Raw genomic sequence first — 16,055 nt, 5'->3', positions numbered from 1 at the left:
GGGAGCCCTGATTGAAGATCAGCACCAAAGGCTGGCTGGCCACCGCAACCACCCTCGGCACCATCGCGCTGATCGCGGTGATGGCGTGGCGCGCCAACGCCGAGGTCGAGAGCGCGACGGTGCAGCGCCGGCAGACGGCGCAGATCGGCCAGGCGCTGCGCGACATGAGCCTGGTCACCTTCGAGTACATGCTGCTCGGGCTCGAGCGGGCCAGCATCCAGGAAGAGCAGGTCTGGCGCCGCGTGTCGACGCTGATCGAGCAGGCCGCCGCGCCGGACAGCGAATCGGCCGACCTGATGGGCGAGCTGGCCAAGCGCAGCGCCGCGTCGCACCGGCTGTTCGGCGAGTACCGGGCCGCGGCATCGCAGCGCAGCCCGGACGCCGACGTGCAGCAGCGCTTCGAGGCTCAGCTGGCCAGCCGGATGCTGCTGCTGCAGCAAGAGGCGCTGGCGGATGCGTCGCGCCTGGGCGACCTGGCCTCCGAGCGCATCAACGCGGCCCAGCAGCGCCTGCTGCTCGTCATCGTCGGCGGGCTGGTGCTGATCGGCGTGACCACCGGCGCGGGCGCCTTGCTGGTCCAGCGCGACGTGCTGCGCCCGATCGGGCAACTGGAGCAGGCCACGCGCGAGTTGGCGGCAGGCAACTGGGACTATCGCCTGCAGACCACCCGCGCAGACGAGATCGGCGACCTGTCGCGCCACTTCGACGCGATGACCCGCGCGCTGCGTGAATCGTTCGCCCAGGTCGAGCTCAGCAACCGCGAGCTGGTGGCGCTGAACCGCGAGCTCGAATCATTCAGCCATTCGGTCTCGCACGACCTGCGTGCGCCGCTGCGCTCGATGGACGGCTTCTCGCTGGCGCTGATCGAAGACTATGCCGACCGGCTCGACGACGAGGGGCGCGACCACCTCGAGCGCATCCGCGCCGCCAGCCAGCGCATGGGGCGCCTGATCGACGACCTGCTGAGCCTGTCGCGCGTGACCCGGGCCGAGTTGAACCTGCGCGCGGTGGACCTGAGCGCGATGGCGCGCGAGGTTGCCGACAGCCTGTCGCACCGGCAGCCGTCGCGGCGGGTGAACTGGCACATCACCGACGGCATCTTCGTGCGCGCCGACCGGGCGCTGCTGCAGGTGGCGGTGCAGAACCTGCTGGAGAACGCGTGGAAGTTCACCAGCAAGACCGACGAGGCGCAGGTCCGCGTCGATGCCGAGCGCAAGGGCGACGAGCAGGTCTGCCTGATCGCCGACAACGGCGCCGGCTTCGACATGGCCTATGTCGACCGCCTGTTCGGCGCCTTCCAGCGCCTGCACCACGAAAGCGACTTCCCCGGCACGGGCATCGGCCTGGCCACGGTGCAGCGCATCGTTCGCCGCCACGGCGGGCAGATCTGGGTCCAGGCGGCGCCGGGGCAGGGCGCCACCTTCTACTTCAACCTCAAAGAGGCCGCCGATGAGCGACGCGAACAAGAGCATCCTGTTGGTTGAAGACAGCATCGACGACGTGACGCTGACGCTGCGCGCCTTCAAGCGCAGCCACCTGATGAACCCGATCGAAGTGGCGCGCGACGGTGTCGAGGCGCTGGATTTCCTGTTCGCCCGCGGTGCCCACGCCGGGCGCATCAACGAGCCCCTGCCCACGCTGATCCTGCTCGACCTGAAGCTGCCCAGGCTGGACGGCCTGGGGGTGTTGCGCACCATCCGCTCGACCGAGCTGACCAAGCTGCTGCCGGTGGTGATCCTCACGTCGTCCAAAGAAGAGCAAGACCTCATCTCGGGCTATTCGCTGGGCGCGAACAGCTATGTCCGCAAGCCGGTCGACTTTGCCGAGTTCCTCGAAGCGGTGCGGGTGCTCGGCATCTACTGGCTGGCGCTGAACCACGTGGCGCCGTCGTCGATCAAGGTCTTGCCGTGACCCACCAGCCGCACCGCCCGATCAAGGTCCTTTTCGTCGAGGACTCGGAGGACGACGCGCGGCTGGCGCTGCGCGCGCTCAAGCGCGCCGGCTTCGACCCCGGCCACCGGCGCGTGCAGGACGCGCAGGCGCTGCTGGGCGCGCTGCGCGACGAGCGGTGGGACGCGGTGATCTCCGACTTCAGCATGCCGGGCTTCACCGGCATCGACGCGCTGAACGTCTTTCGCACCACCGGGCTCGACGTGCCGTTCATCTTCGTGTCGGGCACGATCGGCGAAGAGACCGCGGTGACGGCGATGAAGGCCGGCGCCAGCGACTACGTGATGAAGCTCGACCTGCGGCGCCTGGGGCCGGCGCTGGAGCGCGAGCTGCAGCAGGCGACCATCCGGGCCGAGCGCCGGCAGGCCGAGATCGACCTTCGCAAATACGAGGCCCAGCTGCGCCACGCGCAGAAGATGGAATCGATCGGCACGCTGGCCGGTGGCATCGCCCACGATTTCAACAACATCCTCGGCGCGATCCTGGGCAACACCGCGCTGGCGCGCGAAGAGCTGGGCGACCATCACCCGGCGCTGGTCAACATCGAAGAGATCCACAAGGCCGGCCTGCGCGCGCGCGACCTGGTGCGCCAGATCCTGGCCTTCAGCCGCAACCAGCCGCAAGAGCTGCGCATCCAGTCGCTGCAGCCCATCATCGAAGAGACGCACAAGCTGCTGCACGCCACCTTGCCCGCGCGGGTGGTGCTGGAGGTGGCGGTCTGCGACACACCGCTGTACGCGCGCGCCGATGCGACGCAGGTGCAGCAGGTGCTGATGAACCTGTGCACCAACGCCTGGCACGCCTTGCCCGACGGGGTCGGGCGCATCGGCGTCGGGCTGGACGCGGTCAGGCTGGACGCCGATGGCGCCGCGGCCCTTGGCGGGCTGGTGCCCGGGCGCTACGCCCACCTGTGGGTCAGCGACACCGGCGTCGGCATGGACGCGGCCACGCGGGCGCGGATCTTCGAGCCCTTCTTCACCACCAAGCCGGTCGGTCAGGGCACCGGCCTGGGCCTGTCGGTGGTGCACGGCATCGTCACCGCCCACGCCGGCGGCATCGCGGTGGACAGCCGCCCGGGCGACGGCAGCACTTTCCACCTGTACCTGCCGGCCTGCACGCCGGTGGCGCCGGCCGATGCGCGGCCGGCCCACGAGGGCGAGGTCCGCCGCGGCCAGGGCGAGCATGTGCTGTACGTGGACGACGACGAAACCATGGTGCTGGTGGCCTCGCGCCTGCTGCAGCGCGCGGGTTACCAGGTGAGCACCCAGAGCGACGCGCGCGCCGCGATCGAGTTCGTGCGCGCGCAGCCGAAGGCGTTCGACCTGATCGTCACCGACTTCAACATGCCCGGCTGCACCGGCCTCGAAGTGGCGCGCGCCGTGGCGGCGATCCGGCCGGGGCTGCCGGTGATCATCAGCTCGGGCCACCTCACCGACGACCTGCGCAGCGAGGCCAGCGCCATCGGCGTGCGCAGCCTGCTCGAAAAGGAGAACACCTTCGTCGAACTGTGCCCGCTGGTGGCACACGTGCTCGGCGAGGGCTGAGCGCGCCCCATCACTCGCTTGGCAAGTCCACCACCTGCAGCCAGACGCTGCGGTTTTCCTGCTCGGCCTTCTCCGGCTTGGTCATCACCGGCAGGTCGTTAGGCCCCAGGGCGGCGGCAAAGACGCGGTTGGGCGCCAGGCCCCCGGGCCGGATCAGCTCTTCGGTCACGGCCTGGGCCCGGCGCTGGGCCAGTCTCGCGTTGTGCGCGTCGCCACCGCGGGTGTCGGTGTAGGCATGGACGAGCACCGCGGTGCCGGGGTGTTCGCGCAGGTGGTCGCGCGCCTGGGCGATCAGCGCACGGCTGTCGTCGTTCAACTCGGCCCGGTCGGTGACGAAGTGGATCGGGCCGAAGCGCGGCGGCGGCACGTTGTCGCCGGCGGGGCCGGCCGCACGGGTCCATTGCTCGTTGACGACCACCGGCCCCGCGGCGGCCCCGGCGTCGGGCTTGGCGCCGCCGCCGACGGCCCAGGCAAACGCCAGCACGCCGGCCAGCGCCGGGAACGCGGTGCGAAACGCCAGGCGCATCGCACGCGACACGCGGCGCTGGAAGCGGACGAACGCCGCCCAGTGGCTGAGGCCGTGCAACGCGTCGTGGTAGCGCTCGTAGTCGACCAGGTCGGCGGGTGTCGGCGCGGCCGGCAGCGCGTCCCACAGCGCCTTGACGTAGCTCTCCAGCGCCTCGACGTTCGGGCTGGTCAGGCCGCCGGGCAGCAGCACGCCGCGCTGGCTGTCGAAGACCGTGCGCAGGTCCTCGATCTCGGCGCGTTGCGCCGCGTCGGCAATGCTTGCGGGGTCGAAGCCATCGCGCAGCACCTGGTAGCCGACCAGGTCGGGCTTGAGCGTTTCGAGCAGCAGCCACATCGTGCGGGCCAGCAGCCACACGGCGATGGCCAGGCCGGCAACGGCCAGGGCGAGCCGGCCGCCGAGCGGCAGGCCGCCCAGCCCGGCGAACGGCGTGCCGGCCAGCAGCAGGCTGGCCGCACCCGAGATCGCCGCCAGCAGCACCTTGACGTTGTCACGCAGGTTGGCCTTGGCGGTCGCGTAGGGGTCGGGCAGGGCCATCGCCTCAGGCTCTCAGCCCGGCACGCCGGCGTCCGGGGCGTCGAAATGCAGCTTCACCCCTTCCAGCCCCAGCGTCGGGTCGTCGGCCAGGCGCTGCAGGCGGGCGATGTCCAACGGCGCATGCAGCAGCGAGGGCTGCACGTGCACGGTCAGGAAGCAGCCGGCATGCGGCCGCCCGCCCACCATGGCCCGCACCCGGGACTGCAGGTTGTCGAAGGACTCGGACTGCAATGTTCCCAGCGGCAGCTCGAGCGCCGGGTCGACCGGCCAGTCGGCGGCGAACCAGGGCATCTGCCGCGTCATGCCGCCCAGCCGGCGCGAGACGATGGTCATCGCGCCGGGCAGCGGCGGCGGGTAGCCGATCTTCGGCGGCTTGGGCGGCGGCGGGCTTGGTGGCACGGGCGCAGTCGTCGGAGCCGGTGCCGCCATCGGTGCCGGTGGCACGCCCGCCCCGACCGCGGCGGCGGCCCGCAGCGCGGTGGACAAGGGCCACACCACGTAGTCGTCACCGCAGCGGATGAGCAGGTCGCCGGCAGCGGTGTAGTCGATCTGGATGCTCATCGCAACTCCTCGCGCCCGGGCGGGCAGGTGGCCGCAGGGGCACGCCAGCAGGCAGCATGCGCCCGGGGCGAGGTCGCTGTCCACCGCCGGCCTCATACCGATGGGGGATGCCTGTGGCGCGCCCGGCGTTGCTACAGCGCGGCGCGGCGCAATTGCACCAGCCTGTCACAACCCTGCGCGTGATCGGGCCACCGCAACAGGGTTGACCCGCAGCGGCACCGCGGTTCTCGGTGGGCCTGCGTGTGGCCCACGCGTGGCACGCGCTTTGCGCTGATGGGCGTGTCGCCCCGGTGGCTTTTCGGCCGCAACCGGGGGCGCCCTTCGTCGCAACAGGAGACAACGACCATGCGCCTTCCCGCCCTTCGCGCCATTGCACTGGCCGCACTTGCCGGCGTGTCCGCCGCCGCCACCGCCACGGTGTCCGACCAGATGATCCAGAACGACGCCAAGAGCGGCAAGAACGTTCTGTCGTGGGGGCTGTCGACCGACGGCCAGCGCTACTCGCCGCTGAAGCAGGTCAACACCGCCAACGTGGCCCGCCTGGCGCCGGTGTGGGCCTTCTCGTTCGGCGGCGAAAAGCAGCGCGGGCAAGAGAGCCAGCCGCTGATCTACAACGGCAAGATGTTCGTCACCGCGTCGTACTCGCGCATCTTTGCGCTCGATGCGGCCACCGGCAAGAAGCTGTGGAAGTACGAGCACCGCCTGCCCGAGGGCATCATGCCCTGCTGCGACGTGGTCAACCGCGGCGCCGCGCTGTACGACAACCTGGTGATCTTCAGCACGCTCGACGCACAGCTCGTCGCGCTGAACCAGGACACCGGCGAGCTGGTGTGGAAAGAGAAGATCGACGACTACCAGGCCGGCTACTCGAACACCGCCGCGCCGATCATCGCCAACGGGCTGCTGCTGACCGGCGTGTCGGGCGGTGAGTTCGGCGTTGTCGGCCGCGTCGAGGCGCGTGATGCGAAGACCGGGCGCCTGGTGTGGACGCGGCCGACGGTCGAGGGCCACATGGGCTACCGCTACGACGCCAACGGCAACAAGACCGAGAACGGCATCTCCGGCACCACCAACCAGACCTGGCCCGGCGACCTGTGGAAGAACGGTGGCGCGGCCACCTGGCTGGGCGGCACCTTCGACGCGAAGACCGGCCTGGCCTATTTCGGCACCGGCAACCCGGCGCCGTGGAACAGCCACCTGCGCAAGGGCGACAACCTGTTCTCGTGCTCCACGCTGGCGATCGACGTGAAGACCGGCCAGATCAAGTGGCACTACCAGGGCACGCCCAACGACGGCTGGGACTTCGACGGCGTCAACGAGTTCGTCACCTACGACGCGGCCGACGGCAAGCGCCTGGGCGGCAAGGCCGACCGCAACGGCTTCTTCTACGTGATCGACGCGAACTCGGGCCACCTCGAGAACGCCTTCCCGTTCGTCAAGAAGATCACCTGGGCCACCGGCATCGACCTGAAGACCGGCCGGCCTGATTTCGTGCCCGAGGGCCGCCCGGGCGACCCGACCGCCGGCGACGGCAAGAAGGGCGCTTCGGTCTTCTCGGCCCCATCATTCTTGGGCGGCAAGAACCAGATGCCGATGGCCTATTCGCCCGACACCAAGTTGTTCTACGTGCCGGCCAACGAATGGGGCATGGAGATCTGGAACGAGCCGATCGCCTACAAGAAGGGCGCCGCCTACCTGGGCGCCGGCTTCACCATCAAGACCCTCAACGACGACTACATCGGCGCGCTGCGGGCGATGGACCCGAAGACCGGCAAGATCGTCTGGGAGGTGAAGAACAACGCGCCGCTGTGGGGCGGCGTGCTCACCACCGGCGGCAACCTGGTCTTCTGGGGCACGCCCGAGGGCTACCTGAAGGCCGCCGACGCGAAGACCGGCAAGGTGGTCTGGGAGTATCAGACCGGCTCCGGCGTGGTCGCCCCACCGGTCACCTGGGAGCAGAACGGCGCGCAGTACATCGCCGTGGTGTCGGGCTGGGGCGGTGCGGTGCCGCTGTGGGGGGGTGACGTAGCCAGGAAGGTCAACTACCTCGAGCAGGGCGGCATGGTCTGGGTCTTCAAGCTGCCCAAGTAAGGCGCCCGCCGTGTTCGTTGTGTGGGGCGGCCGGCGCGCCGCCCCTTTTCTTGCCTGGAGAGCACTGACATGACCCTGCCTGTTTCCCGACGCCGTGCCGTCATCCGCATCGCCTGTGCCGGCCCGGCGCTGGTGGCCGTTGGCGCGAGGGCCGCGCCGGCCCGTGTCGACGAGGCCGACGAGGCCGCCGCCGCCATGGGCTACCGCCACGACACCCGCCAGGTCGACGGCAAGAAGTTCGCCACCCATTCGCCCGACCAGCACTGCGCGAACTGCGGCTTCTGGCAAGGCCAGGCGGGCGACGCCTGGGCCGGTTGCTCGATGTTCGGCCGCAAGCACATCGCGGCCGGCGGCTGGTGCGCGGCCTGGCGCAAGCCGTGACCGTGGGCCTCGCGCCACGCCCCGCAGGGTTCCTGCTCATCCGCCCGGCGGGCCGATGCGTTGCAATCGCAGTGCAGGGCCCGGTTGAAGTTGACCGGGCCCGCAGGGCAAGGAAGGCGGGGCAATGCCAGCAGACGAGGATCTGCTCTGGAGAGGCACCGAGGCGGGCTCGATCGCGCGCGAGGTGGCCGGGCTGGCGCTCACCGCGCTGGGCTGCGGCCTGCTCGCCTATGCGAGCCTGCGCTGGAGCCCGCTGACCGGCCACCCGATCCTCGACGCCGCCGGCGGCCTGGCCCTGGCCGCGATGCTGGTGCAGGGCTACCGCGCGGGCTGGGCGATTGGGCTGGGCGCCGCGCTCGGCCACTGGCTCTGGGCGGCTGAGCAGCCGGCCTGCGGCCACGACGACTGCGCCCTGTGGACGACCGCGATCGTGCACGCCGCGGCGATGGCGCTGCAGGCGGTGCTGGGCACCTGGCTGCTGCGGCGCAGCCACGCGGCCTCTACCCGGCTGGCCGAGCCGCGCGAGATCCTGGCCTTCGTCGTCAATGGCGCGGCTTGGCCGGCGCTGGCAAGCGCGGCGGTCACCACCGTCTACCACGCCGGCTTCGGCAACATGCCGTGGGCCGCGGCGCCCATGGACGCGGCCGGGCACTGGGTGGGCGCGGCGCTGGGCGTGATGGTCGGTGCGCCGATCGTGCTGGCCTGGGCCGGCCAGCCACGGCGCGACTGGGCACCGCGGCGCTGGCCGATGACGCTGACCGGTGTGACCAGCGCGGTGCTGGTCCACCTGGGCGTGGCGGCCGTTGCCGACGCCGACGCGCGGCGCACTCAGAACGAGTTTGACCACAGCGCGCAACTGGCGGTGGCGCTGGCCAAGGCCGAGCTGCACAGCACCTTGCAGGCGGTGCGGGCGATGCAGATCTTCTTCTCGCAAAGCCGCGAGGTGTCGGACGGCGAATTCCGCGTCGCGACCAGCGGCTGGTTGTCGGCGGCCGACGAGGCGCAGGCGATCGGCTGGGTCGATTGCCAGAACCGGCAGGCGCAGGGGCCGCTGCAGCCGACCGTGCGCTACATCGAGCCCGGCTTCTACCGGCCACCCGACCTGGGCCCGAGCTGGTTCACCGAAGCGGCGGTGCAAGAGGCGCTGGTGCGGGCGCTGCAGTCGGGCCGCCCCGCGGCCAGCAGCAGCATCAGCATCGGCCCCACGGCCGGTGGCCGGGCGGGTGCCTGGCCGTCGCCGGCGGTGGTGGTGTTCCAGTCGGCGGCGCAGATGTGGCGGCCCGGCGTGGGCTGCGACCACGGTGTGCGTGGGCTGGTGTTTGCCACCTTGCCGCTGCCGCGGCTGGCCAAGCAGCTGAACGGCTCGATCGCGCCGCCGCTGGCGCTGTGCCTGGTCGACCGGCAGGTGCCCCAGCCCGGCCATGTGCTGCTCGGTGCGGACGACTGCGAGACCGCCACCGCCAGCCGCCGGCACGTCGAGGCCCTGGCCATCGGCGACCGGCGCTGGGACCTGGTGGTGTTCGACAAGAGCCGCTCCGAGGGCCGCGGCACCGACATCGTGGCCGGCGTCAGCGTTGGCGGCATGCTCGGTGCGGCGGCGCTGATGATCATGCTGCTCACGGTTACCGGCCGGGCGCGCCGCATCGAAGACGCCGTGGCCGAGGCCGAGGCGGCGCGCCGCACCGCCGAGGCCGCCAACCTGGCCAAGAGCAGCTTCCTGTCGCGCATGAGCCATGAGCTGCGCACGCCGCTGAACGCGGTGCTGGGCTTCGCGCAGCTGCTGGAGACCGCCACCAACCCAGCGCTGGCGCCCAACCACAAGCGCTGGGCGCTGAACATCCGCCAGGCGGGCGACCACCTGCTGGCGATGATCAACGACATCCTCGACCTCTCGCGCATCGAGTCCGACACCGTCAACCTGACGATGGGCTCGCTGGCCGTGGATGCGCTGGTGGCCGAGTCGGTGACCTTGATCGAGCAGCGCGCGGCGCAGCGCCGCATCACGATCCGCGTGGCGCTGGAGCCGCAGGCACAGCGCCTGCGCGGCGACGCCACGCGGGTGCGCCAGGTGATGGCCAACCTGCTGTCGAACGCGGTCAAGTACAACCGCGAGGGCGGCGAAGTGCAGCTGATCGCGCGGCGCCTGGGGCCCGTCATCGAGATCGAGGTGCGCGACACCGGCATGGGCCTGACCGCGACGCAGCTGGCGCAGTTGTTCCAGCCCTTCAACCGGCTCGGGCGCGAAAGCGGCCCGATCGAGGGCACGGGCATCGGGCTGGTCATCAGCCGCAAACTCGCGGCCCTGATGGGCGGCACGCTGACCGTGGCCAGCACGCTGGAGACGGGCTCGTCGTTCACGCTGGCCTTGCCGGCCGACGACGGCGTGGTGGGCCGGCCCGCGCCGGGCGAGGGGGCTGGTGCCGGCCAGTCGGCGCAGTCGGCGCAGTCGGCGCAAGGGCCGGTGCCCGCGCTGCCGGCGCAGCGCATCCACTACGTCGAAGACAACCCGTTGAATGTCGAGATCGTGCGCGCGGCGCTGGCCGGGGCCGACGGCATCCAGCTGGACCACAGCGCGACCGGGCAGCAATGCCTGGACAGCCTGCACCGGCCCGGCGCCGGGCGGCCAGACCTGATCCTGCTCGACCTGCACCTGCCCGACGTGGACGGGCTGGCGCTGCTGCGGCGCCTGAAGGCCGATCCGGCCACCGCCGACATGCCCGTGGTGGTGGTCACCGCCGATGCACTGGAGGTCACGGTCGAGACGGCGATGGCCTGCGGCGCGGCCGAGTTCCTGACCAAGCCGATCGATGTGCTGCGCCTGCGGCGGACACTGGCCCGGCACGGCCGCGCGGTCGTGCCGCCGGCACCCGCCGCTGCCGAGCCGGCGCCTATCCGCGAAGCCTGAAGCCCAAAGTCACGCTGCGCGGCGTGCCCGGGGCGACGAACAGCGCGTCGCGCTCTTCGCCGGTGTTGCGGCCCTGGGCGTCGAAGCGCGTGGTGGCCAGCGCGCCGTAACTGGCGTAGCGGCGGTCGAACACGTTGCCGACACTGGCGAACCATTCCCAGCCGGCTGCCGGCCGCCAGCGGGCACGCAGGTTCAGCAGTGCGTAGCCGGGCACGGCGACGTCGCCGCGCGCAGCGTCGCCGGAATCGGCGAGGCGGCCGTCTTCGTTGCCCGCGCTGACGCGGCGCGACACGGCCTGCAGGTCGCCGCCCAGGTCGAGCGTGGGCGCGCCGTGCCAGTCGAGCGACAGCTTCAGCGTGTGGCGCGCCGGGCCGGCGACCGGCGTGCCCGGCGTGATGCGCACGTTGCGCTCACCCTCGCGCAGCGTGCCGCTGAACCGGTAGCTCGCGTCGAGGTGGCTGTAGGCCGTGGCCCAGGCCCAGGCACCGCGACGGCCGTGCCACTCGGCGTCCAACCCCTGGTGGCGCGTGCGGGCCACGTTGCGGAAGTAGCCGAGCTGGCCATTCACGCTGACGCTGGCGAACACGATGTCGTCGCTGTTGTCGGTGCGGTAGAGCGTGAACGAGCCGCCGCCATCGCTGCTCTCGCTGCTGTCGCCACGGCGGCCCCAGCGAAAGCCGGTTTCCAGCGTGGTCGAGCGCACCGGCTTCAGGTAAGGGTCCGACTGCAAGCCGGCCGGCAGGCGGCAGGCGTGCTCGGGGTCAGCGCAGCCCAGCTCGATCACGGTCGGCACACGGGTGTTGCGTGCGGCGTTGGCGAACAGCGTCGCGTTCGGCGTGAGCCGCTGCGCGATGCCCAGCGCTGGGTTCCAGCTGCGGTAGCGAAAGCGCTCCTCGGGCTCGTCGGTGGGCAGGCCGGTGTCGTCGTCGGCCTGGCTCAGCGTGTGGGTCAGCTGCGCCTCGTTGTAGCGCAGCGTCGCGGTCAGGTGCGTGGCCTGGGCCAGGCGCCAGGTGTCGCTGGCGTGCACGCCCCAGCCGAGGCTGCGGCCTTGCACGGCGGCGCTCAGCGTGGCGTCTGAATCGTCGATGGGCCGCACGCCGCGGCCCGCGTCCAGCGTGCCGGCCTGCTCGGTCTGCCGGTAGCGCACGCGCGCCTGGTCGATGCTGGCGCCGATCTGCCATTGGTGGGCACCCTGGCGCGACGACCAGGCCCCCGCGGCGCCGTGGCCTTGCTGGCGTGTGTGGGTGCGGTTGAGCGAGGCGGGGGCGGCGCTGTCGATGTCATCGGCCAGGTCGCCGTTGACGCCGTCGCGCCGAGACTGGCGGGCATAGGCGAGGGCGTCGAGCATTGCGTCGCCGGCCAGGGCCAGGCGCCAGCTGAGGCTGAGTTGGGCCAGGCGTTGCTCGGTCTGGTCGGGGTGGGTGTAGACGGCGCTGCGGTCGAGCGCGCCCAGTTCGGGCGTGCGCTGGCCAAGCTCGCCCAGCCCGGCCCAGGGCACCAGGCCGTTGCCGACCAGGTGGCTCCGGGCGGCGAGCGCATTCAGGCCGAACCGGCCGGCGTCGGTCTGCACGCCAATCTTGCCCAGCAACGAGCCCAGGCGGCCGGCAGAGTGGTCGCGCCAGCCGTCTTCGGCGAACAGGCCGAGGCCGAGGTAGTGGTCCCAGTCGCCCTCGGCGCCGCCGTGCGAGAGGTTCACGCGCCGGCGGCCGAAGCGGCCCGCGCTGGCCTCGGCTTGCGTGCCTGGCGCATGGCGGCCGTCGAGGGTGGTCAACGAGATCGCGCCGCCCAGCGTGTTCAGGCCGAAGGCCGGGTTGGCGCCCGGCACCAGCGCGACGCTGTCGAGTGCGAATTCGGGCACCAAGTCCCAGTTGACGACGTCACCGAACGGCTCGTTGATGCGCACGCCGTCCAGGTACACCGACAGCCCCTGCGGTGCGCCCAGCAGGCCCGATGCGCGGTAGCCGCGGAACGCCAGGTCGCCCTGGTAGGGGCTGCCCTGGATGTCGCTGACCTGAACACCGGCGGCGTGACGCGCGAGCAGGTCGATGGTGTTGTCGGCCAGGGCCGCGTCGATGGTGGTGCGGCGCAGCACCTGGGTCATGTAGGGCAGCAGGTCACGGTCAATGCCCTGGCCGGGCAGCGGCGAGGTGGCGACGATCTCGACCTGCTGGACTGCCGCCTCGGGCTCGGCGCGGGCGCCGGCAGCCGACAGCGCCGCCAGCAACACAAGGCAGCGGCGCTTCATGCCGAGGCCAGGCGCCAGCCCGCAGTGGCGCCTTGGCAGCCGAGCTTGTCGACCCACAGGGCATCGACCTGCCAGCGGGCCGCCAGCGCGGCGATCTGCGCCGGCCCGGCGACGAACATCACCTTGGTCAGCGCGTCGGCCAGCGCACCACTGCGGGCCGCCACCGTCACGCTGGCCAGCCCGGCGGGCGAGTAGCCGCTGGCGGGGTCGAAGATGTGGTGGTGCCGGTGGTCGGTGGAAAAGCTGCTCGGCTCGTCGGCTGAGGTGGCCAGGCAGCGGCCATCGGCCAGCACGCGGGCGAGCAGGGCGTGTTCGTCGCGCGGGTTCACCAGGCCGAGGCGCCAGGGGCCGTCGGCGGGGTTGTGGCCGAGCGGGGCCAGCTCGCCGGTGTCGATCAGCGCGTGTTGCACGCCGTGCGCGCGCAGCACGTCGCGCACGCGGTCGCAGGCGTAGCCCTGGGCGACGCCGTTGAGCGTCGCGCTCATGGCTGGCCGGGTGAACTCGACACCACGCGGTGTCACCTGCAGGCCTTGCCAGCCGACCCGGGCGCGTGCGGCCGCCACCTCGGCGGCGCGTGGCAGCCGCGCGTCCTGGCGCGCCGCGTCGAAGGCCAGCCACAGCGGCTGCACCGTCACGTCGAACGCGCCGCCGCTGTGCCGCGCCACCCACTGCGACAGGCGCAGCACGGCCAACAGCTCGGGTGGTGGGTTCGGCAGCCGGCCCTCGCGGTTCAGCCGCGACAAGGCGCTGCCCGGGTCGTGCAGGCTCATCTGCGCTTCGATCGTGCGCACGGCCTGCACGCTGGCGTCGAGCGCGCGCTCGAGCAGCGCCTCGTCGTGCCCGCCGGCCCGCAGCGACAGCGTGGTGCCGAAGCCGAGCCAGTCGCGGCGGCGCCAGGTGAGCGCCGCGGGCGTTGCGCCGTGGGCCGGGCCGGCGGCGGCCAGGCCCTGGCCCATGGCTGCATAGAGGATCTGGCGCCGTCTCATGCGGGGGCTCCTCGGGTGGGTTGCGCGATGGGGTGGATCGGCACGATGCGCCGCCCGCCGCGCGCCTGCGCGATCAGCGGCGCGCAGCGCGCCGGGTCGTCGTGGATGGCCACGCAGTCCAGGCACTGGAAGCACTCGGCGTAGTGCACCGCGCCGTCGGGCCGGATGGCCTGGTAGTCGCAGCGGTGGCGGCAGGTCTGGCACGGCGTGCCGCATTCGGTGCGGCGGGCGATCCAGGCCCAGCGCCGCGCCAGGCCCAGCACCGCCAGCCCGGCACCGAGCGGGCACAGGTAGCGGCAGTAGCCCTTGTAGACGAAGGCGCTGAGCGCCGTGAGTGCGGCGGCCCAGGCCACATACGGCCACGCACGCACGAAACCCAGTGTGACGGCGGTCTTGAACGGCTCGACCTCGACCAGCGTGTCGGTCCAGGCCGGTGCGAACAGCGCGCTGCCCACCAGCAGCCCCAGCACCGCGTACTTGACGCGTTTGAGCCGCGCATCGACACGGCGGTGCAGCCGCCAACGCGGCAGCTTCAGGCGAGCAGCCAGCTGGCTGACCAGGTCTTGCAGCGCGCCGAAGGGGCAGAGCCAGCCGCAAAAGGTGCCGCGGCCCCAGACGACCAGGGTGAATGCGACGAAGCCCCACAGCACCAGCGTGACCGGGTCGTAGAGAAAGAAGCCGAGCGAGTGCCCGGCGCGTAGCGCCTGCAGCAGCGCCGTCAGGTTGACGATCGACAGCTGCCCCTGCGCATGCCAGCCGACGAAGACCAGCGTGAACCCCAAGAAGGCGTTGCGGCCCCAGGCCAGGCGCCGCGGGCTGCGCACCAGCCAGGCCGGCCGCGCGAGCATCAGCGCCAACAGCAGCAAGGCCGCGCCCAGCACGCCCAGCTCGGCGGCGCGCGCGGCCCAGATGCTGCGCCACGACTTGGCATCACCTTCGGGTGCCGTCACGTAGGCGGCGGGCAGCGCAAAAGGCAGCGTGAAGTCGCGGCTGACACGCTCGGGGTAGACGATGCCCTTGCTGCGCGTGACGCGGAACCTGAAGGCCAGCGGTTGCGATGGGTCGAGCCCCGCGGCGCCGTAGACGCGAAAGACCTTGGACTCGGCACCGTTCAACTCGGGCGGCAGGGCCAGCGGGTCGTCGAGGTCCAGGTCGCGCAATTCGAGTGGCAGGTCGCCCTGGCGCAGGCCCAGCCGATCGGGCACTGCGCCGCGCACGAAGGCCTCGCCGATGAAGCTGTCGTCGCCGCGGGCGACCACCAGCAGCGCGTGGTCGCCGGTGTCGAGCCGGCTTTGCAGGTGGCGCCAGCCGCTGTCGCCCAGCAGGCTGCGGCCGGCCGAGGGCACGCCCAGGTGCGCGAGCCAGAAATCCATGTAGGCCTCGGGGCCAGCGTCGGCCATGTCTTCGCCGACAGTGCCGGCAAAGGCCTGTGCCACATCGCGCCGCGGCAGGCGCACATGCTGCACCAGGCCGGCGGCGAGCAGGCCTTGCCAGCCCAGCGTGTCGGCGCGGTCGGTGCGCACGCGGCCAACCAGCTCAGGGTCGCGCCCGGCCGCGTAGCCCAGCTTGGCGCGCGCGACCTTCAGCGAGGCGGCCAGCAGGCTCTGGTTGACGATGCGCACCGAGGCCGTGGCCTTGGCAACGCCGTCGATCGTGACGTTGGCGCTGTTCGTGCGGCTGGCGCGGCCGTGCTCGCTGCCGACCTTGATGCTCTGCTTCAGCGACAGCCCGCGGTACTGCTCGACGAAGCGAAACAGCGGCGCCGGGCCCAACCCGTCGAGGAACACCGGCTCGTGGTGCGACAGCACGCGCACGTCCATGAAGCTGCCTTGCGCGTCCAGCGCGACCAGCAGGTTCAGCGGCGTGCCCGAAAAGCCCGGCACCGGCGCCAGGTCGATCGACTCGAACACATACGCCACCAGCACCGTGGCGGTGGCCTCTTGCTTGAACACGGGCCAGACGGGCAGGGCGGCGTCGCGCTCGCCCAGCATCAGTGGCGAGGGGAACAACGCCTGCAGTTGCTCGCGCGTCATCACGCCGGCGCTCGCCGGCCCGGTGGCGAGCAACAGGCACAACGAGCCGGCCAGCGTCATCAGCAGGCGGCGGCACCAGGCGGCGAGTGGGCGTGTCATGCGGTCTGGGTTCGCAACAGCCGTGCCCGTGATCGGCGGCGCTCGAAGCGGGCCAAAGCAAGGGTTTGCTGTGCCATGCCGGCCTGGGGCCGCTGGCGTGTCGCTCCAGCCTGGGTGTCACGACTGTCCCGCTGTCTTCATTTGGAGCAGCCGCGTGGTTGTTTTCCCTGAGCGGTGGCAGACCGGGTCGGTTTTGG

Annotated in this window: 11 protein-coding genes; 6 read left to right on the top strand and 5 right to left on the bottom strand. The window is 71.8% G+C overall.

Going from position 1 to position 16,055, the window contains the following annotated elements; genetic code table 11:
- Window positions 1-11 precede the first annotated feature (11 nt).
- From ACE3SG_RS08235 to ACE3SG_RS08225, 3 genes are read left to right on the top strand one after another with little or no spacing between them, the layout of a single operon-like run.
- Window positions 12-1,484, top strand: a complete 1,473-nt coding sequence (locus ACE3SG_RS08235; protein WP_374564012.1) for an ATP-binding protein — start codon at window positions 12-14, stop codon at window positions 1,482-1,484.
- Window positions 1,450-1,911 carry a response regulator gene (locus tag ACE3SG_RS08230; protein ID WP_374564010.1) on the top strand — a complete coding sequence of 154 codons (462 nt, stop codon included), beginning with the start codon at window positions 1,450-1,452 and terminating at the stop codon, window positions 1,909-1,911. The genes ACE3SG_RS08235 and ACE3SG_RS08230 overlap by 35 nt, the downstream gene beginning before the upstream one ends.
- Window positions 1,908-3,494, top strand: a complete 1,587-nt coding sequence (locus ACE3SG_RS08225) for a response regulator (protein WP_374564008.1) — start codon at window positions 1,908-1,910, stop codon at window positions 3,492-3,494. The genes ACE3SG_RS08230 and ACE3SG_RS08225 overlap by 4 nt, the downstream gene beginning before the upstream one ends.
- Before the next feature lie 10 nt (window positions 3,495-3,504).
- On the opposite strand, the gene ACE3SG_RS08220 is transcribed toward ACE3SG_RS08225, so the two are convergent.
- Together ACE3SG_RS08220 and ACE3SG_RS08215 are read right to left on the bottom strand one after the other, a co-directional pair.
- The gene (locus tag ACE3SG_RS08220; protein WP_374564006.1) at window positions 3,505-4,557 is read right to left on the bottom strand and encodes an OmpA family protein; all 1,053 of its coding nucleotides are present in this window, start codon (window positions 4,555-4,557) and stop codon (window positions 3,505-3,507) included.
- 12 nt (window positions 4,558-4,569) lie between these two features.
- Window positions 4,570-5,118 (bottom strand): hypothetical protein, encoded by a 549-nt coding sequence (locus ACE3SG_RS08215; protein WP_374564004.1) that lies wholly within the window; start codon window positions 5,116-5,118, stop codon window positions 4,570-4,572.
- 345 nt (window positions 5,119-5,463) lie between these two features.
- Here ACE3SG_RS08215 and ACE3SG_RS08210 point away from each other — a divergent pair, with 345 nt between their 5' ends.
- The 3 genes from ACE3SG_RS08210 (at window position 5,464) to ACE3SG_RS08200 (ending at window position 10,495) form a co-directional block, all read left to right on the top strand.
- On the top strand, window positions 5,464-7,209 hold the full coding sequence (locus ACE3SG_RS08210; protein ID WP_374564002.1) for a PQQ-dependent methanol/ethanol family dehydrogenase: 1,746 nt from the start codon (window positions 5,464-5,466) through the stop codon (window positions 7,207-7,209).
- 69 nt (window positions 7,210-7,278) lie between these two features.
- Complete coding sequence (locus ACE3SG_RS08205) at window positions 7,279-7,590, top strand: high-potential iron-sulfur protein (RefSeq protein WP_374564000.1); 312 nt, start codon at window positions 7,279-7,281, stop codon at window positions 7,588-7,590.
- A gap of 124 nt (window positions 7,591-7,714) precedes the next feature.
- The gene (locus tag ACE3SG_RS08200) at window positions 7,715-10,495 is read left to right on the top strand and encodes an ATP-binding protein (RefSeq protein ID WP_374563998.1); all 2,781 of its coding nucleotides are present in this window, start codon (window positions 7,715-7,717) and stop codon (window positions 10,493-10,495) included.
- Here ACE3SG_RS08200 and ACE3SG_RS08195 read toward each other — a convergent pair.
- From ACE3SG_RS08195 to ACE3SG_RS08185, 3 genes are read right to left on the bottom strand one after another with little or no spacing between them, the layout of a single operon-like run.
- Window positions 10,479-12,740: a TonB-dependent receptor gene (locus ACE3SG_RS08195; RefSeq protein ID WP_374563996.1), complete on the bottom strand. Its 2,262-nt coding sequence runs from the start codon at window positions 12,738-12,740 to the stop codon at window positions 10,479-10,481. The genes ACE3SG_RS08200 and ACE3SG_RS08195 overlap by 17 nt on opposite strands.
- Window positions 12,737-13,726, bottom strand: a complete 990-nt coding sequence (locus ACE3SG_RS08190) for an FAD:protein FMN transferase (protein ID WP_374563995.1) — start codon at window positions 13,724-13,726, stop codon at window positions 12,737-12,739. Before ACE3SG_RS08190 ends, ACE3SG_RS08195 begins: the two co-directional genes overlap by 4 nt.
- Window positions 13,723-15,858, bottom strand: coding sequence for a 4Fe-4S binding protein (locus ACE3SG_RS08185; RefSeq protein WP_374563993.1), 2,136 nt, complete (start codon window positions 15,856-15,858; stop codon window positions 13,723-13,725). Before ACE3SG_RS08185 ends, ACE3SG_RS08190 begins: the two co-directional genes overlap by 4 nt.
- Between the last annotated feature and the right edge of the window lie 197 nt (window positions 15,859-16,055).

Source organism: Ideonella sp. (assembly GCF_041914305.1).
GTDB lineage: Bacteria > Pseudomonadota > Gammaproteobacteria > Burkholderiales > Burkholderiaceae_C > Ideonella.
The sequence above is the reverse complement of the archived record's forward strand: the minus strand, read 5'-3'. Positions and strand labels throughout refer to the sequence as shown.